Annotated in this window: 14 protein-coding genes and 1 pseudogene; 6 read left to right on the plus strand and 9 right to left on the minus strand. The window is 70.0% G+C overall.

What is annotated here, in order from left to right:
- The first annotated feature begins 51 nt into the window (after nucleotides 1–51).
- Together hemA and ACN28I_RS17975 are read left to right on the plus strand one after the other, a co-directional pair.
- Nucleotides 52–1,342, plus strand: a pseudogene (gene hemA / locus ACN28I_RS17970) (glutamyl-tRNA reductase).
- 143 nt (nucleotides 1,343–1,485) lie between these two features.
- Nucleotides 1,486–3,567 carry an FUSC family protein gene (locus tag ACN28I_RS17975; RefSeq protein ID WP_420943218.1) on the plus strand — a complete coding sequence of 694 codons (2,082 nt, stop codon included), beginning with the start codon at nucleotides 1,486–1,488 and terminating at the stop codon, nucleotides 3,565–3,567.
- Nucleotides 3,568–3,626: 59 nt separating this feature from the next.
- Here the strand turns inward: ACN28I_RS17975 and ACN28I_RS17980 are convergent, their stop codons facing one another.
- The 5 genes from ACN28I_RS17980 to ACN28I_RS18000 form a co-directional block, all read right to left on the minus strand.
- On the minus strand, nucleotides 3,627–4,094 hold the full coding sequence (locus ACN28I_RS17980; protein ID WP_420943219.1) for a hypothetical protein: 468 nt from the start codon (nucleotides 4,092–4,094) through the stop codon (nucleotides 3,627–3,629).
- A 102-nt stretch (nucleotides 4,095–4,196) separates the two neighbouring features.
- Nucleotides 4,197–5,027 (minus strand): hypothetical protein, encoded by an 831-nt coding sequence (locus ACN28I_RS17985; protein WP_420943220.1) that lies wholly within the window; start codon nucleotides 5,025–5,027, stop codon nucleotides 4,197–4,199.
- A 68-nt stretch (nucleotides 5,028–5,095) separates the two neighbouring features.
- Nucleotides 5,096–6,868 carry a di-heme-cytochrome C peroxidase gene (locus ACN28I_RS17990; protein WP_420943221.1) on the minus strand — a complete coding sequence of 591 codons (1,773 nt, stop codon included), beginning with the start codon at nucleotides 6,866–6,868 and terminating at the stop codon, nucleotides 5,096–5,098.
- A 69-nt stretch (nucleotides 6,869–6,937) separates the two neighbouring features.
- Nucleotides 6,938–8,440: a ribonuclease H-like domain-containing protein gene (locus ACN28I_RS17995; RefSeq protein WP_420943222.1), complete on the minus strand. Its 1,503-nt coding sequence runs from the start codon at nucleotides 8,438–8,440 to the stop codon at nucleotides 6,938–6,940.
- 12 nt (nucleotides 8,441–8,452) lie between these two features.
- On the minus strand, nucleotides 8,453–10,870 hold the full coding sequence (locus ACN28I_RS18000; protein ID WP_420943223.1) for a DEAD/DEAH box helicase: 2,418 nt from the start codon (nucleotides 10,868–10,870) through the stop codon (nucleotides 8,453–8,455).
- 150 nt (nucleotides 10,871–11,020) lie between these two features.
- On the opposite strand from ACN28I_RS18000, the gene ACN28I_RS18005 reads away from it, so the two are divergent.
- A complete protein-coding gene (locus ACN28I_RS18005; RefSeq protein ID WP_420943224.1) occupies nucleotides 11,021–11,713 on the plus strand; it encodes a phosphoribosyltransferase in 693 nt (230 codons plus the stop codon).
- A 49-nt stretch (nucleotides 11,714–11,762) separates the two neighbouring features.
- Here the strand turns inward: ACN28I_RS18005 and ACN28I_RS18010 are convergent, their stop codons facing one another.
- The 4 genes from ACN28I_RS18010 to ACN28I_RS18025 all read right to left on the minus strand — a co-directional run bounded on the left by ACN28I_RS18010 (nucleotide 11,763) and on the right by ACN28I_RS18025 (nucleotide 15,517).
- Nucleotides 11,763–12,479 (minus strand): DNA-3-methyladenine glycosylase family protein, encoded by a 717-nt coding sequence (locus ACN28I_RS18010; protein WP_420943225.1) that lies wholly within the window; start codon nucleotides 12,477–12,479, stop codon nucleotides 11,763–11,765.
- A gap of 53 nt (nucleotides 12,480–12,532) precedes the next feature.
- On the minus strand, nucleotides 12,533–13,243 hold the full coding sequence (locus ACN28I_RS18015; RefSeq protein ID WP_420943226.1) for a double-CXXCG motif protein: 711 nt from the start codon (nucleotides 13,241–13,243) through the stop codon (nucleotides 12,533–12,535).
- Between the two features lie 66 nt (nucleotides 13,244–13,309).
- Entirely contained in the window at nucleotides 13,310–13,978 is a 669-nt protein-coding gene (locus ACN28I_RS18020) for a TIGR02269 family lipoprotein (RefSeq protein WP_420943227.1), read from the minus strand.
- 30 nt (nucleotides 13,979–14,008) lie between these two features.
- The gene (locus ACN28I_RS18025) at nucleotides 14,009–15,517 is read right to left on the minus strand and encodes an FAD-dependent oxidoreductase (RefSeq protein WP_420943228.1); all 1,509 of its coding nucleotides are present in this window, start codon (nucleotides 15,515–15,517) and stop codon (nucleotides 14,009–14,011) included.
- A 224-nt stretch (nucleotides 15,518–15,741) separates the two neighbouring features.
- On the opposite strand from ACN28I_RS18025, the gene ACN28I_RS18030 reads away from it, so the two are divergent.
- From ACN28I_RS18030 to ACN28I_RS18040, 3 genes are all read left to right on the plus strand, one after another.
- Entirely contained in the window at nucleotides 15,742–17,061 is a 1,320-nt protein-coding gene (locus tag ACN28I_RS18030; protein WP_420943229.1) for a sensor histidine kinase, read from the plus strand.
- Nucleotides 17,058–17,462 (plus strand): response regulator, encoded by a 405-nt coding sequence (locus ACN28I_RS18035; protein WP_420943230.1) that lies wholly within the window; start codon nucleotides 17,058–17,060, stop codon nucleotides 17,460–17,462. Before ACN28I_RS18030 ends, ACN28I_RS18035 begins: the two co-directional genes overlap by 4 nt.
- 133 nt (nucleotides 17,463–17,595) lie before the next feature.
- Nucleotides 17,596–18,333 carry a MerR family transcriptional regulator gene (locus ACN28I_RS18040; RefSeq protein WP_420943231.1) on the plus strand — a complete coding sequence of 246 codons (738 nt, stop codon included), beginning with the start codon at nucleotides 17,596–17,598 and terminating at the stop codon, nucleotides 18,331–18,333.
- Nucleotides 18,334–18,344 lie beyond the last annotated feature (11 nt).

Genomic DNA, 18,344 nt, shown 5'->3' on the forward strand with positions numbered 1-18,344 from the left:
CGAGGGAGCCCCCCCTCTTCTTCTTTTCATCCACCCGGAGCAGGACGAACCATGAACGCACGTGAGCCTGGCCATTCGTCGTCGAAGACGGCGGAGTTGCTGTGCATCGGGCTGTCCTACCGGACGGCGCCGCTGACGGTGCGCGAGCGGCTGGCCCTGCCCGGGGAGGAGCAGGTGGCGCTGCTGCGGCGGCTCGGGCAGGCCCCGGCCGAGGCCCTGCTCATCTCCACCTGCAACCGGGTGGAGCTCTACCTGGCCACGCCGGACCTGGCCCGCGCCCGCGAGCAGGCCCGGGAGGAGCTGGGCAGGCTGGGAGGCCCGGAGGTGCTCGGGCAGCTCTACGAGCACCAGGGAGAGGCCGCGCTCACGCACCTCTTCCGGGTGGCCTCCAGCCTGGACTCCATGGTGCTGGGCGAGGCGCAGGTGCTGGGCCAGGTGAAGGACGCCCTCGAGGACAGCCATGCGGCGGGCACGGTGCACGGCGAGCTGTCGCGCATGTTCGCGGCGGCCTTCCGGTGCGCCAAGCGGGTGCGCACGGAGACGGCCATCGGCCTGGCGGCCACATCCATGGCCAGCGCGGCCGTGGCGCTCGCCAGCAAGGCCTGGGACGGGCTCGCGGAGCGGACGGTGCTGGTGGTGGGCGCGGGCGAGATGTCGGCGCTGGCCGCGCGGCACCTGCGGCGGGCGGGCGTGGGCCGGCTGGTGGTCGTCAACCGCACGCTCGCGCGCGCCGAGGCCCTGGCCGCCGAGGTGGGTGGCACCGCACGGCCCCTCGAGGAGCTGTTCACCCTGCTCGCCTCCGCGGACGTGGTGGTGAGCGGGACGTCCTCGCCGGTGCCCCTCTTCAACCGGGAGAACGTGGCGCCGGAAGCTCGAGACGCGGCAGCGGCCGCTCGTCATGGTGGACCTGGCCGTGCCGCGCGACATCGCTCCCGAGGTGGGCTGGATGAAGCGGGTGCGCGTGCTCGACGTGGACGACATCCAGCGCTTCGTCCTGGAGAACGCGGCGGCCCGGGCCGAGGAGGCACGGAAGGCGGAGATGCTGGTGGCCGAGGAAGTGGCCCGCTTCATGCGCGAGCGGGCGGTGCGCGACGGCGTGCCCGTCCTCTCCCGCCTGCGCCAGCACGCGGACACCATCGCCCGCGCCGAGGTGGAGCGCACGCTCGCCTCGCTCGGCGAGACGCTCTCCGACAAGCAGCGCAAGAGCGTCGAGGCCATGGTGCGCGCCATCATCAACAAGCTGCTGCATGAGCCCACGGCGCGTCTGCGGGCGGTGGGCACCGAGCCGGAGGACGCACTGCTGGCCCACGCCACCGCGGAGCTGTTCGGCCTCCACGGCTGACCGTCCTGGCCGCCCTCCCTCCAGCCGGCCGGGCATCCAGGCGAGCAGGTACGCGTCCCCATCCGCAAGCTCTTCCAGAAGAGAGGACTGGCTTGCGAGACCTGAAGCGCCTTCTTCATCCCGCCCACCTGTGGGACCTTTTCGTGACATCCGACCCGGCGCTCGGCCGGTTGAAGCAGGGCACGCGCGCCGTCGTGAGCGCCGCCCTGGCCGCCCTGATCGTCTCCCGGCTGGCCCGCTGGCTGGGCGAGCCGCCCACCGTCACCCTGGTGGCGACCATGTTGGCGATGATGGGCTCCCAGCTCGCGACCGACCCCTCTCCCCGGGAGCAGCGGCGCACGACGCTCCTCATGGTGCTCCCGGCCCTGGCGTCGCTCGTCGTGGGCACGGTCGCCTCACGCATCCCCCTGCTCGGCGCGGCCGCCTTCGCGGTGACCATCTTCCTCGCCACCTACGCGCAGCGGTTCGGCCCACGAGGGCTCGCGCTCGGGATGATTGGTTTCTTCGCCTTCTTCAACGCGCTCTTCTTCCACGCGCAACTGGCGCAACTGCCCGCCCTCCTCGGCGCCACCGTGGTGGGCATCGGCATCGCGTACACGGTGCGCTTCGGGCTCATCCGCGACCGGCCCGGCCTCGACCTGCAGCGCTTCCTGCGCACCTTCCGGAAGACGGTCGCCATCGTCCTGTGGAATCTCACGAACCTCCCCGAACGCCCGCGGATGAACCGCTCGATGCTTCGCCGGCTCCGCCGCGAGCAGGATCGCCTGAATGACTCGGCGCTCGCGGTGGAGGGGCTGCTCGCCCGGTGCCAGCCCGCCCTCCGGCTGCGGATTTTCGACCTGGAGCTCGCGGGCAGCCGGGTGCTCGGCGCCGTCCAGCAGGTGGTGGAGTCCGGTGCGCTGGTGCCCGACGCACGCCGGGAGATCCGGCAGGCGCTGGCCGCCGCACGCACCTTCGTCCGGGAGGGAGACCCGGCCGCCCGGCGGCTGATGCACGAGCACCTCGAGCACGTGCGGCAGTCGGTGTCGGACATGCCTGAAAACGCGCCAGGCCGTGCGGACACGCGGCGCCTGAGCACCTCCATCTCGGATCTGGTGGAGGCCGCCGCACAGCTCCCGGACACGGTTCCCCGGCTCGAACCGGGTCAGCCGGCCGCCGCTCCCGCGGGCACGCGTCCCCCCGAGAAGCCTGTGGAGAACGGCCTCCACCCCGCGACGCGCCAGGCCATCCAGGTCACCGTGGCGAGCGTGCTGGCCATGGCGGCGGGCCATGCCCTGTCCTCCGATCGCTGGTACTGGGCCGTCATCACCACGTTCGTCATCTTCACGCGGACGAGGACCCTGGGCGACACGCTGCAACGTGCCTGGGCCCGGGTGCTCGGCACCGTGCTGGGAGTCGTCGCCGGGCTGCTGCTCGCGGGGCTCGTCAGTGGCCACCGCAACGTCGAGCTCGCGGGCCTCTTCGTGTGCGTCTTCTTCGGCTTCTACCTGATCCAGCTCTCGTATGGGCTGATGGTCTTCTGGTTCACCACGCTCATCTGCATCCTCTACAGCCTGCTCGGCCTCTTCTCTCCCGGGCTCCTCTACCTGCGCATCGAGGAGACACTGATTGGCGCGGGCCTCGGCGTGCTCATCGCGGGCGTCCTCCTCCCGGAGCGGACGACGGTGCACATCCACGCGGCCGCCCGGCAGGTCCTGTCCGCGGTGCACGACTACCTGGAGGAGGCGGTGGTGAACCGCTCGAGGGACTCGGACCCGGCACGGTTGATCGACGTGTCGCGGACCCTCGACGCGCGCCTGCGCGACCTGAGAACGGCGGCCCGGCCCCTCACCGGGAGATTCGTGCGGTTCGCCCCACGCACGGCGCGCACGGTGCACTCCATCTCCGAGCTCGTCCTCTTCGTCCGGCACCTCGCGCTGGGGAAGGGAGTGCCGGAGGTGAACGAGGAGGCCCGTGAGATGATCCGCCAGGCAGGAGCCCGGCTCGCGAGCAATGCGCGTGCGCTCGAGCAGGCCCTGGAGCGGAAAGAGGCGCCCACCCTCGAGCCCGCGACCGCGCTGCTCGAAAAGGCCCGGACATCACTCGTCGGTGAGGAGACCGTCCGGAAGGGTCCGGCGAGCCCGCCCATCCTGCTGCACTGGCTCGCGCGCGTGGACGACACGCTCAACCTGCTGGCCAGAACGGTGGGCGCCTTCCGTGGGAGGCCGCTCGCGCAGCGGACCTGAGCCGGGGCCCTGCAAAGTCTCATGTGGGTGAGACAGGAAGACCAGGCGCTGCCGTCCGCTCAACTGGGATGCTCGCTGCTGGCGCGTTGGATGGCCTCTCGCAGCGCATGCTTCAGTGCATTCACCCCCTCCTTCGGAGCAGGGAGGGTGATGGGAGGCCTGCTCTCCAGAACGAGGGCTTCGCCCTCTGGCTCCTCGAAGGTGGACCACTCGACGACAGGGGTCTTCAGCGACAGGGGGCGGCGACGCCAGCGCACCCCATACCAGGTGCGCTGGTAGACCATCCCTTCCGGCGCTATCACCAGACGGTAGCCGAGCCCCCCGCCCACGACGAGGCAGGCCAGGAAGGCCACGAGCGCGGCCCACACACTGACAGCCAGCAGCAGGGGAAAGAGCAGCCCCGCCACCACCAACGTCACCACCAGCCCCTGTCGTGAAGCCCAGCCATGAATGATGGTGACTCCCGCACGAGCGCCTTGCCGTACATGCCAGCCGTCTGGAAACCTGGGGAACACCATGTCAGTCATCCTCTGCGCCCCTGCCGCTGGACTGCCTCGCGGGGTTCAGATTTTAGGGCCCATTCCCTGCCTGACGAGCATTAGCCGTCCAGGCGGGCGGCCCCGGGTGGCTCAGCGCGGAAGCCCGGCACGCAGGCCCAGCAGCCCAGAAGCCATCTGGAGAGACACGCCCCGATGACTGAGCAGACCCACGCACAGCTCGACCTGCTCCTGCCTCTGCAGGAGGAACTGCAGGGGAGGCCCACTCCTCGGCTCCAATACGAGCGTGGCAAGCCCCTGCCATGCGAGCTGGGCATACCAGGGCCGCGACTCGAGCCGAGCGCCCTTCAGTTCCTCGAGCTGGAGCTGGAAGTTCGCGCGATGGTGCAGCAACAGCGCGTCGATGTCGGCGGAGGCGAACACTCGATGCAGCGCGGCGCGCCGCCGGTCCCGGAATGCCTCGGCCTCGCGCTGGAAGAAGAAGCTGAAGGCGCCCACGTCGTACTCGGTCAGCGGCTCCCCGGAGAACTGGCCGCCAATCCGGACCGCGACGAGCCGATGGTTCGCGACGAGGAGGGCATACTCGATATCCGGCTTCCAGACGCTCGTCCTGCGCGCCTCGAACCAACCGAGAACGGGCTCCGAGGGCCGGTCGCGCATCACCGGCGAGAAGCGCTCCGCCGGGGCCTCGCCCAGGCGCCTGCGCCGGGCCGTGTAGAACACAGCCGCCGACGCGAGGCCGAGAAGCACCGCGAAGACGGAGAGCGTGAGGACCACTCCCTCCGGCATGGCGCCACCGCGCACTCCGACTCCGATGAGGAGGCCGAGCGAGACCAGCCATCCGAGCACGCCATGCCAGACCTTGAAGGGGATGTTCGCTCGCGAGAGCACCGCGCCCGCGGCCATCACCCCGATCGCCGCGGCGAGCAGTGCGAACTCGATGAGCTGTTCACTCACTTCCATGAGGCCACACCCTAGCCCGGGTCCAACCAGGAGGGCATGGCCTCACGCGGCGTCGGAGCGGGTAACACTCAGAGCGACTTCAGGTATTCGATCAGGTCGCGCTTCTCCTCGTCGGACAGGCCGGTTCCGTACTCGTGCCCGCCGTTGCCGTTGCCGGGCATCGACACGTCGAAGGTGAAGCGGGGCGTGCCGGAGACCTCGGTGACGTAGCCGACCTTCTCCGGGTCGTACTCGTGCTGGCCCATGGGAAAGCGTGCCGGGCGCCGCGCCACCGGCTGCAGGAGATCCCACAGCGTGGGCACGGAGCCGTTGTGCAGATACGGCGGGCTCGCCCAGATGCCCGCCAGCGGCCGGGACACGTACCCCATGGGCGCGCGCCAGTAGACGATGCCCGGCTCCAGCGGACGGATCTCCTCCGGGCTCATCGCCTCGCGCGCATACGCCCGCTGCTTCACCCGGGAGAGCAGGTCCTGCAACGCCGCCGGGAACTCCATGTCCCCCACCATCGACGCGAAGCTCCGCGCCCGGTTCCCATCCGTTCCCACGACCTCCAGGGGAATCACGCCCGGCTTGTCATGGCAGCCCTGGCAGTTCTGGGCGAAGAGCCCGCGCCCCCGCTCGATACGCGCCGCATCCAGCGCCCCGAAGGCCTCCTCGGGCCACCGGGGAGAGACAATCTTGCGCGAGAGCCTCTCCATCTCCGCCAGGTTGCGCGGAAGCACGGAGGACTCGAAGGTCCGCCTGTCCACGATCGCTCCCATACCGAGCGCCTGGCCGATGTTGCGCTCCATGATGGAGTTGGTGTTCCCATCCCAGTGCAGCCACGGGCTCGTCTGGAACTCCCAGAGGCAGGGGTAGCTCACCGGCGCATCCAGCACGCCCGCCGCCTGCGGCCCGAAGAGCACCCCGCGCGCCACACCAAAGGCATCCACCCGGCCAGGGCCCGCGTGGGTGGCGAACCGCAGTTTGCCCAGCCGCATGAAGTACAGCAGGTGTCCGCGCAGCACTCGGATGGCATCGGGCACCGTGCGCACCTGCCTGCGGCTCAGCTCGTGGACGTACTGCACGAGCTGCTCATCGAACTCCCGCAGGCGCGCCGGCTCGGACCCGAGCACCGGGGGCCGGCAGGGGCTCGTCTCCTGCGAGCCGCAATACCACTCCACCTCGGCCACGAGCTTCTCCCGTGCGCTCGAGTTCCCATCCGGCGTGAGGTCCGTGTCGGGATAGGCCTCCTGTAGCCGCTCATCATCCAACTCCTCCAGGCGCGGCGGAGGGCCTCCCCGCGTCTGCTCGGGCAGGTACACGGCCAGCCGTTCGAGGAAGGCCAGGAGCTGCGTCCGGTCCACGAGTGTCCGGGCCAGCACCTCGACCGCCTCCCGGTTGAAGTCATCCATGTTGAGGAGACTCGGTGCGCCATCCACCCGCACCCTGGCGTCGCCGTAGTGGAACTCGCCGACGTGGCAGGCGGCGCAGTTGATACCCACGCGCGCCACGGGATGGCGCTCGGTGGCGGGCACGAGCGCCACGCCCACCGGCAATACCTCGGGACTGTCCGGGTCCGACAGCAGGCCGAAGCGCTCGGGCTCGTCCAGGAAGGATTGGAACCCGGCCACCCTCCCCTCCAGGGTGCTCCGGCTCGGCAGCGCGCGGAGCACGGCGAGCCAGAGGTGCTCGTTGCCCTGGGCCAGGTGGTAGAAGCCCTCGCGCTCCCGCTCGGACAGCCCTGCCGGTGGGCCGCTGCCTCCCGCGTTGGGTGGTGGCGAAGAGCGTGAAGCCGATGCACAGCTCCCCAGCACCCCCGCGAGACACAGCCAGACGAGCACCGCGTTCTTGCCGTCCATGCAGACCCCTCCGCCTCTCCCTCGTGGGAGAATCAGGCGTGCCCTACTTGGGAAGTATCGAGGGGTGCTTCAAGTGCCCGGCCGCGCGTCTCGCACCGTGGCCCGATGGATGGACCCGATGTCTGACAATGCATTGGGTCCGCGGGGAGGATTGCTCCGTCCGCTCCCGCTCACTTGCTGAAATCCAACGCGTATTCGCGTGAAGCCCGGGACAACTTGCGCTCCAGGCGTTCGACGCGGCGCCGCACCGCGTCGGAGCTTCTCGGCGGGCGTGGCGAGCCGCGCGTGGTGCAGGGCGCGCGGGAAATCCTTGAGGCCGTGCTCGTACAGCTTGGCCAGCGAGAGATGGATGGGCGCCACCTGGTCCGCCCGCGCCGACGCGAGCGCCCGCTGCAGGTTCGCCACTGCCGTCCGGTCATCCCCCACCCGGCGCGACAAACGGGAGGCCATCGCGAGCGCCTCGGCGCCCACCGCGCCCGTGTCTCCCGCCGCGGCGGCCCGGGCGAAGGCATGCGCCCGCTCGTAGTCCCGCGCCCGGAGCGCCACGCCCGCGAAGCCCAGCAGGTCTCGCGGATCCTCGCCCTCGGCGCCGCTCGCCCGGAAGCGCCGCCCCAGCACGCCCAGCAGCGCCGCCAGCAGCAGCAGGTCGTTCGCGTTGTGCTCCAACACCGGCGTCAGCGCCGAGCCGTCCCCGCCCCGCAGGAAACGGAAGTAGAGGTCCGGAATCAGCGACCCATCCACGTCCCCCACGCGGTGGTAGTCGAGCACCTGCTCCTCCAGGTGCACCAGCCGCGTCCCGGAGCCGCGGTACTTGAAGACGCGGCGCGCGCAGTGCAGCAGGTCCAGGTGCGGAAGCTCGGTGGGCGGGGCCACGCGGTTGAGCACGAAGCGCGTGCGCAGCAGTGGCCAGTCGAAGCTCTTGCCGTTGAATGTCACCAGGCAGGAGGACTCCGCCATGCGCCCGGCCAGCGCCCGCAGCAGCGGCGCCTCCTCACCCAGCCGGTTCAGGAAGAGCTGATGCACCCGGAGCGAGCGGCCCTCGAACCACGCCAGGCCCACCAGGAAGGGCACGGTTCCCGTGCCTCCCGCGAGCCCCGTCGTCTCCGTGTCCAGGAAGAGCATCCGCTGGAAGTCCACGCCCGCCAGCCCCGGCTGCAGCGCGAGGCTCGCCACCAGCGGAGACTCCACGTCCAGCGCCTCCGCGAGCGGGGCGTTGCCGTGATGGTGCTCCGGTGGGAGCAGGCGCTCGGCGACGTGGATGACGCCGTGCGGTGTCGTCCGGGGCTCCGCGGGCAGTGGACCCGGACGCGGGGCCGTGGAGGGACCCCGGCGCGCCACCGCCGCGCCCTGACGCTCGGACCAGTCGCCGAGCATCCTGCGCAGCGCGACGATTCGCGGATCCAACTCCTTCCGCGGCTCCGCCTCCGGGGGTGTCTCCACGGGAGGAGGAGGCAGCTCCACCGGAGGCGCGGCGGAGGCCTCCGGGGCTTCCGGAGCGGGAGACGGCTTCGCCCCCGGCTTGCCGCCAGGACCGATACCGCCAAGCCTCGCCAGCTTGCGTTTCAAGTCCATGGCGCACCTCGCCTACTGCAGGGCCACGACCCCGAGGGCCGAGAGGATTTCCAGACCGAGCCGCTTGCGCGGGTGCGCATCCACCGGTGCGCTCCCGGGCATGGCCCCCGCGGCCGGACCAATGCACGCGGGGCACCCGTCCTCGCAGCCGCACGACTCGAGCAACCGCCGGGCACGGCGCAACAGCTCGTCGCGCTGGTCGAACAGGCGCGCGGCCAGCCCCACGCCGCCGGGGATGTTGTCGTAGAGGAAGATGGTCGGATCGAAGCCCACGCCGCCGTCCTTGCGCGGCGGCCCGTCCGCGTCGTCCTTGCTCCCGAGCGTCTTGCCCAGGTCCCTCGGGTCGATCATCAACCCCACGCAGGCCACCGTCCGCAGCGCGCTGGCGATGCCCCGGAGCGCGTCGATGACGGCGGGCCTCGGCGCCCCCAGCGAGCGCACCACCGTCTCCGGCACCGTCAGCCAGAGCGACGTGGTGTGCATCTGCATCTCGGGCAGGTTCACGTCGCCGTAACCCACGTTCTCGTGCGTGTGGTACTTGATCTTCTTGTAGCCCACCACCTTCTCGATGACGCTCACCTCGCCCATGCCCGCCTGGAGCGAAGGGCTCATCGCGGCGCCCTGGTCCTCCTGGATGACGTTGACGCGCACGTACGTCATCGCATCGGTGAAGTAGTCCGGCGCCACCTTGCGCACGTAGGCCTTGTGGTTCTCGTAGTCGAAGCGCTCGACCTGGTACTGCTCGGCCTCGTGCTGGTAGATGGCCTGCTCGTGCAGCATCGTGTGCGCCGAGCGGAAGTCCATCTCCGCCAGCGTCCGGTCCGTGCCCAGCTCGATGATGACCACGTTGTCCCAGCCCACGCTGCGCAGCGACACGTGGTTGGCCGGATACGCGTCCGCGGACCAGTGGAACATCTTCTTGCCCTCGGCACCCGGCGTGGGGTGCACCACCTCGTGCTGCGCGAGGTAGCCGAGCGCGTCCGCCGTGGACTCGGCCGGCACGTCCCCGAAGGTGTCCCCCTCCTCGAAGGGCAGCTCGAAGGCGGCGCACTTGAGGTGCTGGACGAGGATCTCCACGTTGTCCGGGTCGATGCGCGCGTGCTCCACCGGAGCGCCGGTGAGGGAGCGGGGCTCGCCCGCGAGGTACTGGTCCAACGGCGCGCTGGAGGTGACGAGGAGCGCGAGGCTGCCCGCGCCCCGGCGTCCCGCGCGGCCGAAGCGCTGCATCAGCGCCGCCACCGAGCCCGGGTAGCCCGCGCACACCACCGCGTCCAGCGAGCCGATGTCGATGCCCAATTCCAGCGCGTTGGTGGCCACCACACAGCGCACCTCTCCGGCGCGCATGGCGGCCTCGGTGGCCCGGCGCGTCCCCGGCAGGTAGCCGCCGCGGTAGCCCTGGATGAGGTTAGGGTCCATCTTGTCCGCGATGAACTGGTCGCGGAGGTACTTGAGCATCACCTCGATGTTGTTGCGCGACTGGCCGAAGAGCAGCGTGGACACCTCGGCCCGCACCAGATCCGACACCAGCCGCACCGCGCTCTTGAGGTAGCTGGCGCGGATGCCCAGCTCGGCGTTCACCACCGGCGGGTTGTAGACCATGACCCGGCGCTCACCGGCGGGCGCGCCGCTCTCGGAGACGAGCGCCACCTCGCGGCCCAGCATCCGCTCGGCGTGCGCCTTCGGGTTGCCGATGGTGGCCGAGGCCAGGACGAACACCGGCGACGAGCCGTGGAAGGCCGCCACGCGCTGGAGCCGGCGCAGCACGTTGGCCAGGTGCGAGCCGAAGACGCCCCGGTACGTGTGCAGCTCGTCGATGACGACGTAGCGCAGGTTGGAGAAGAGCCGCGCCCAGTTGGCATGGTGCGGGAGGATGCCGGTGTGCAGCATGTCCGGGTTGGTGAGCACCACGCCGCTGCGCTCACGGGCCGCGCGCCGTGCGTCTCCCGGCGTGTCCCCGTCGAAGGTGATGGCGCCGTGCTCCAGGCCCGCCTCGCGCATGAATACGCGCAGCGACTCCTCCTGGTCCCGGGAGAGCGCCTTGGTGGGGAAGAGGTAGAGGGCGCGCGCCCCCGGCTCCCGCGCGAAACGGTCCAGCAGCGGCAGGTTGTAGCAGAGGCTCTTGCCCGAGGCCGTGGGCGTGGCGATCACCAGGCTGCGGCCGGAGCGCGCGAGCTGGTAGGCCTCGGCCTGGTGGGAGAAGAGTTGCTCGATGCCGCGACGCTGGAGGGCCTCGCGCACCTGGGGCGCCACCTCCGCGGGGATGGGCGCGTAGGAGCCCTCGCGGGCCGGCTTCACCTCGTCGAGGACGAAGTTGGGCGAGAGTTGTCTGTCCTCGCGCCATCCGTGGAGGACGGCATCGAGACCGCGGGGACCCGACCAGGGCTTGCGCCGGGAGCCGGTGAAAGCACCTTCTTCCTTCTCTCGCTTCATGGGGCCGGGCACTGTACAGACGTGCACCCGGCGAGGCAACGCGCGAGCGCACTCCTTCCCGGAGGGGTGGCTGGCGAGCGTCGTGACATGGACTCGCGGGTGGGTTCTCTGCGTTGCGGCACCTGGGAGCACACCGCACGTTGTGCGCAAATGGATGCCCCCTTCCGTCACCGGGCCGAGGCGGGTGAGACGCTGGCCCGCTCCCTCCTGCACCTCGCCGGGCGCGAGGACGTCACGGTGCTCGCGCTGCCCCACGGTGGCGTTCCCGTGGCCTTCGAGGTCGCCCGTGTGCTCGAGGCGCCGCTGGATCTGGCCATCGTCCAGCCCGTCCTCCACGCGATGGGGCCGCCCCGGCGTGAGGTGACGCTCGGGTGGCTGGGATATCCCGAGGCCTTGCAGCTCCACGAGGCCACGCTCAACGCGCTGAACCTCTCCGAGGAAGCGCTCGGGCAGGCCCTCTCCCACGCCCGGCGGCAACTGCGCCAGCGCGTGCGCGCCCTGCGGCCGGGTGGGCCCGCTCCTTCGCTCGAGGGCAGGAGGGTGGTCGTCGTGGATGACGGCACGGCCGCGGGAGTGGCGCTCCGGCGCGCCGCCGGGGTGCTTCGCAGGGCCGGTGCGCGCTCCCTGGTGGCCGCCGTCCCCGTGGCCTCCGAGGAGGCGCTGCGCCTGCTCGCCAGCGAGTTCGAGGAAGTCGTCTGCTGCTCGCGGCCCGAGTCCTTCGTCTCCGTGCTGGGCGGATATGGGAGTTACACGGATGTAGCGGATGCGCAGGTGCGTGAGTTGTTGACGCGGGCGCGGGACATCCACGGGGGCAACCCGGGATGCTCGATACCCTCACCCTAGCCCTCTCCCGGAGGGCGAGGGGACATCCACGGATCCAACCTGGGAATGCTCAGGCCCTCCCTCCTCCGGGGCTCGCGGGCTTGTCCAGCTCCAGCGCGCGCCACAGGTACCAGCTCGCCACCGAGCGCCACGGACGCCAGCGCTCCCCGTACGCCAACAGCTCCTTCGGGCGCGGCAGTTCCTCGAGGCCATAGGTGCGCATGAAGCCCTTGCGGACGCCGTAGTCGTCCACCGGCAGCACGTCCGGCCGGCCCAGCCGGAACATGAGCAGCATCTCCACCGTCCACTGCCCGATTCCGCGCACCTTCGTGAGGTGCTCCACCAGCTCGGCGTCGCTCATACGTTTCGCCCGGGCCAGCGTGGGGACTTCGCCCTCCAGGGCCTTCGCCGCCAGGTCCCGCAGTGCCGCCGTCTTGGCACCTGACAGGCCCGCCTCGCGCAGGCCCTCCACCGGATGGGCGAGCACTGATTCCGGCGTGAAGCGCCGCCCCTTGCCCACGCGCTCGCAGACGCGCCCGAAGATGGTGGCCGCCGCCTTGCCCGTGAGCTGCTGGTAGACGATGGACTCTGCCAGCGCCAGGAAGGGGCTCTGGATCGAGTTCACCTTCATGCGGAAGGGCCCCACCTGCTTCATCAGCGCGCCAAGCGTCGGATCCGCCTTCACCAGCTTCCTGCGCGCCGCGGGCGTGAAGCCCTCGGGCAGGAGGGTGTCGGCGGATGGCAAGGCGTCGGTGGTGGGAAGGGCACAAGCTGTCGCGGCGGGCATGGGCCCATCGTGCCACCCGCGCGCGCCCCGCGCAGCAACAGGCTCAATGCGCCTCACTTCGCCGGCAGGGGCTGGAAGGTCACGCCGTCGAGTCCCAGGCGCTTGCAGGCATCGGCGAAGCGCTTCGTACAGACGATCACCTGGGAGAAGTCCCCCAGCCGGAAGAGATCCGTGTCCGTCGGAAGAGTCGTAACGTCCAGCACGAGGTCATCGGGCAGCGGAACGGAATTCCGGCCACAGCGCGGGCAAGGCGGCTGGTAATCCGGAGGCAGACAAGCCCGGTGCAGGCGGCCCATGGGGAGGATCTCCAGTTCGAACAACTCGGGCGAGTTTCGCTGACGGAAGCGCAGCTCTGCACGGCAGCCCTTGAGTCCTCGCAGGCCCTCGGCCTGGAGCTTCTCCAGCGCCTCGCGCTGCACCATCAGTATCCAGGAATAGTTCATGACGAACTGCCCGAAGCGACCCTGCGCCTTGCCAATGGATGGGCCGAAATCCGACCCGGGTCGCAAAATGGCACCTGGAGGCAGCAGGGGACGCACCAGCTCACACAACCGTTCATACTCCTCGATGGGCTCGGGCCGGGGCTCCTCGAAATCAGCCAGGGCGGCCACCGGGGTCAGATCCACGCAAGGGTATGAGAAACCGCCCGCCCAAGTGGCATCGCAGGCTGGGCAGTGGACCCCCGGTAGCCCCCACTTGTTCGTGGCTTCAACGAATCCCGTGTAACCGGCGGATTTGTCTTCCTTGATGACGAAGTACTGCATGCGTGTGTTCGCCATATGCTCAATCGCAGTAGTAGGGCACGAGTGGCCCGTTCACACCAAACCGGCTCATGAGCTCGCCCGCGAACCGCCACATGTCCTCCGCTTTGGCGGTGGTCTGGTTCTTATCCATGAACTGCCGCCACGCTTCATTCCATGCCCACCTTCGGGCCCACCACTGTGCAGCCACTGGTGAAAGCTCCTGGGCAGGCGGATGGTGAAGGCATGGATGTCGATACCCTGACCCTTGAACCACCTGGCCAGCCGTGGCTGCTGCGGAAAGATGTGGTGCTTCTCGAAGGGCTCCCGGGGAATGAGGCACTTGCTGAGGTAGAGCCTGCGCGACTTCAACTCCCGGATCTTCCAGTTGTGCCAGGGGATTTCGAAGACGGGGGCTGCGTAGTGGGGCTCGGCCAGGGGGTGTCCCCACCAGCGGCTCGCGCTGGGACCCGGACCCAGGGGCATGGGAAGCGCCGTCTCCGTCCGAGGCACCACCACCTGGGCCAGGAGCACGGGGTGGGCATCCCCCTCCGGCACATCCTGGCAGCGCCAGATGGCACAGCGCGCCTCGTCGCACAGCGGCACCACGCACGTCGGGTCCGCGCGAGCGTCCTCCCAGGATGAGGACACGACCTCGGGCACCTCGACGTCCTCGCGCACGGCCGGTGCCGAGGAAGCACAAGCGGTCAGCAACAGGCCGAGGAGCGCGAGGCCCCTCGTGGAGAGAAAGAAGCTCATGCGGCCCATGTTACGGGCCGCGGCCCAGGCTCAGCGGATCTTCTTCGACGGCAGCGGCTTCACGGCGGGGCCGTTGAGCACCTCGCCCGTCGGGCTGAAACGCGACCCATGGCAGGGGCAATCCCACGAGCGCTCGCCCTTGTTCCAGTGCACGTAGCACCCCACGTGCGTGCACACCGGGCTCACCGCGTGCACCGCCCCGCTCTCCTCGCGGAACACGGCCACCTTCTTCCCGTCCACCTCCATGATGCGGCCCTCTCCCGGCGGCACCTCGGACAGGTCCTGCGCTTCTGGCTTCGCCAGCCGGTCCGCCACGAAGCGGAAGGCCACCTCCGCGTTCTCCTGGATGAAGTCCTTCGCCCCCGCCTTCGGCTTCACCCGCGTCGCGTCGTAGAGCGCCGCGTAGGGGTTCTGCTTCCCCAGAATCAGGTCCGTCAGAATCATCCCCGACAGCGTCCCGAACGTCATGCCCGTGCCAGAGAACCCTGTGGCCACCCACACGTGCCGCGAGTTGCTGTTGCGTCCGATGTACGCCAGCCCGTCCGCCGGCTCGATGACCTGTCCGGACCAGCGGTAATCGATCTGCGTCACCGGGAAGCGCCGCCGCGTGTACTCCTCCAGCGCCTCGTAGCGGCGATCCGTGTCCTCCTCCGAGCCCACCTTGTGGTCCTCGCCTCCGACGATGACGTAGTCCACGCCCTCCACCCGCTGGGTGCGGATGTAGTGATACGGATCCCGGCTGTCGTAGTAGAGCCCCGCCTCCAGCGGGCCCTCCAGCCGCGCCGCCACCGCGTACGTCCGGTACGCGTACAGCTTGGTGTGCAGGAAGACGCGGTTGAGCGGCGTCGTCGTCGCCTCCACCACGTCCCGGCAGGTAATGATGCCTCGCGGGGTGTGCACCCGGCACGGCACCCCCTCGTACAGCTCCGTCACCTGCGTCTCCTCGAAGACGTAGCTGCCGTCCCCCTGAATCCCCTCGGCGAGCGCCAGCAGGTACTCGCGCGGGTGGAACTGCGCCTGATCCTCCACGCGCAGCGCCAGCTTCACCGGGTACGGCAGCGGCACCTCCTCCGTCAGCGCGCACATCAGCCCCGCCTGCCGCGCCGCGGAGGCCTCTCGCTCCAGCTCGCGCGCCTCCCGCTCCGTCTCCGCGTAGCGGTACCCGGGCAGCCGCTGGAAGCCACAGGAAATCCGCAGCCGATCCACCAGCCCGGCGATCTGCTCGATGGCGGCACGGGTGGACTCGGCCGCCAGCCGTGCCCCCTTCTCCCCGAAGTCCGAGGCCAGCGTGGCATAGGGCGTGTCCAGCAGCTCGGTGAGGTGCGCCGTCGTCTGCCCCGTCTGCCCCGTCAGCAGCCGGTGCATCTCCACCACCGCCACCTTCTTGCCCTCCTGCTTGAGCAGGTACGCCGTGGTGAGGCCGGCGATTCCTCCGCCAATCACCACCACGTCCACCTCGAGGTCCCCCTGCAGCGCCGGGTAGCGCCGTGCCGGGGCCGACACCGTCCACAACGACTTGTGCGTGCGCTCTTCCACCATGATCCAAAGGCTAGGAACGAGCCCGGGGGGCGGTAGGGCGGGCAGCCGGGCATCCACGCTTGCCTGCCTGTCCTCCACTGAAGCCTCGGGATGTGCAAGAACCAACACCGGGTCCCGACGATGTTGGCCATTGGGGGCAGCCAACTCACATCCGTGGGGATCCTCTGCTCTACTGAGTAGTAACTTCTTCGACCTGTATCCCGAGGACACCGGAGCGCCGCGTCTTGCCTTCTACCGCCGCCCTGCCGTCGCCGTCCGCGCCCGGACCCGAGGCGCGACTCGCCTTCGCCGAACTGCTGCTCGGGTGCGAGGATGCCAGGATCTGCGCCGAGGCCGCGGTGGCGTGGCTCGTGCACCACGCTCACGTGAATCAGGTGCTGTGCCTGGCGCCCGATGAATCGGACTCGCACTGCCTGGTGCCGCTCGTCTGGCACGGCCTGCCCGCGCCCGAGGGCTTCACGCTCGCCCTGCACGACTCGAAGCACCCGCTGGTGGAAGCACTCCAGTGGAGCGAGCCGCGCTGGTTCCATCCCGGCCAGTTGCCGGCGGAGCTGCCGCTGTCGAGCCAGGGCCTCTTCACCCTGTCGCTCGGCCGTGCCATCGCGGGCACGCCCGCGCCCGGGCTGTTGCTGGTGGCCGCCCCCGAGCCGGTGCTCTCCCCCGACGCGCCGTGGGTCGCCGGCCATCTGGGTGTGCACCTCACGCGCCTGTACAAGGGCCGCCAGCTCGCGCGGCTCGAGGAGGCCTCCTCCGAGCTCGCTGCCCGGGTGAACGCCGCCACCGAGGAGCTCGCCACGCAGAACGAGCTGCTGCGCCGTCAGGCCATCCAGCTCGAGCAGGCCAGTGCCGCCAAGTCGCAGTTCCTGGCCAACATGTCCCATGAGCTGCGCACGCCGCTCAACGCCATCCTCGGCTACACCAACATGCTGCTGCAGGGCGTCAACGGCGAGCTCGCCCCGCCCCAGCGCCGCAGCCTCACGCGCATCGACTCCAACGGCCGCCACCTGTTGGAGATCATCAACGAGATCCTCGACATCACCCGCATCGAGGCGGGCCGGATGCCGCTGCACCTGTCCGAGTTCCGGCTGCCCGAGCTCATCCAGGAGGTCATGGCCGAGCTGGATCCCATCATCGCGCGCTCGAAGCTGGCGGTGAGCGCGGCGTTGGATGCCAGCCTGCCCGCGGTGTACAGCGATCGTCAGAAGGTGAAGCAGATCGTCGTCAACCTCCTGTCCAACGCCCTGAAGTTCACCCACGAGGGCTCGGTCAAGGTGCTGGCCGCGTACGAGGTGGCCACGGCCACGCTGCAGATCTCCGTGGAGGACACGGGCATCGGGATCGATCCCATCCACCAGGAGAAGATCTGGGAGGACTTCCAGCAGGTGGATAGTTCGCCCACGCGGGCCTATGGCGGCACGGGCCTGGGGCTCTCCATCTGCCGCCGTCTGGCGGCCATGCTCGATGGGCGCATCTCGCTCAAGAGCGCCGCGGCCCAGGGCTCGACGTTCACGCTGCACCTTCCACGACGCACGAGGCGGACATGAACAGCCCTCGCAACGACACGGCGCCCCTCGTCCTGATCGTCGATGACTACCAGGATGCCCGCGAGATGTACGCGGAGTACCTCGAGTACTCGGGCTACCGCGTGGCCGAGGCGCGCAACGGGCTGGAGGCCGTGGAGAAGGCCTTCGCGCTGCACCCGGCCGTCATCCTCATGGACCTGTCCCTGCCGGTGATGGATGGCTGGGAGGCCACGCGCCGCCTCAAGAGCGACGCCCGCACGCGCTCCATCCCCGTGGTGGCCCTCACCGGCCATGCGCTGGATGGGCACTCGCGCGAGGCCCAGGACGCCGGCTGCGATGCCTACGTCACCAAGCCGTGTCTGCCGGACGCGCTGGTGCGCGAGGTGCAGCGCGTGCTGGCCACCGTGGCTCCGGCCGCGTAGGGCCCACGGGCTCATGGTGCCCGCCCGGCTGGTGGGCGGACAGGCTCTGATTTTCCCCCTTGAGCCTCACGCGACGTGAGGGTGTACCCATCCTCTCAGCCACACACCGGTGTGGTCGAAAGGAGCGTGCACCATGCAGCCCGAACCCCTGAAGGTAGGCGAGCTCGCCCGGCGGACCGGGCTGTCCATCCGTACCCTGCACCACTACGACGAGCTGGGCCTGCTCTCGCCGTCATTGCGCACGGCATCCGGCTACCGGCTCTACACCCAGGAGGATGTCGCCCGGTTGCAGCGCATCCTGTCCCTCCGCCAGCTCGGCTTCGCGCTGGAGGAGATCAAACGCTGCATCGACGAGCCCGGCTACTCGCCTGTCCGGGTGCTCGAGCTGCATCTCGCACGGGCTCGCGAGCAGCTCGCCGTCCAACAGGAGCTGTGCAAGCGCCTGGAGGCGCTCGCCACGCAGCTCCGCTCGGCGGAGACACCGTCCGTCGCTCAACTCGTTCAAACCATCGAGGTGATGACCATGTTCGAGAAGTACTACACCCCGGAGCAGCTCCAGGAGCTCGAGGCGCGCCGCCAGGCCCTGGGCGAGGACGCCATCCGCCAGGTCCAGGAGGAGTGGCCCCGGCTGATCGCCCAGGTGAAGGCCGAAATGGAGAAGGGCACCGATCCGGCCAGCGAGCCCGTGCGGAAGCTCGCCCGGCGCTGGCAGGAGCTCATCCAGGCCTTCACCGGCGGCAACCCCGGCATCGAGAAGTCGCTCAACACCATGCACCAGCAGGAGCCCGGCATGGGCGCCCGCTTCGGGATGGACCCGGGGCTCATGGATTACGTGGGCCGCGCCATGGCCGCGCTGAAGAAGCCCGAGTAGCACGCACCGGC

The sequence above is a fragment of the Archangium gephyra genome (assembly GCF_049060025.1).
Taxonomy (GTDB): domain Bacteria; phylum Myxococcota; class Myxococcia; order Myxococcales; family Myxococcaceae; genus Archangium; species Archangium gephyra_A.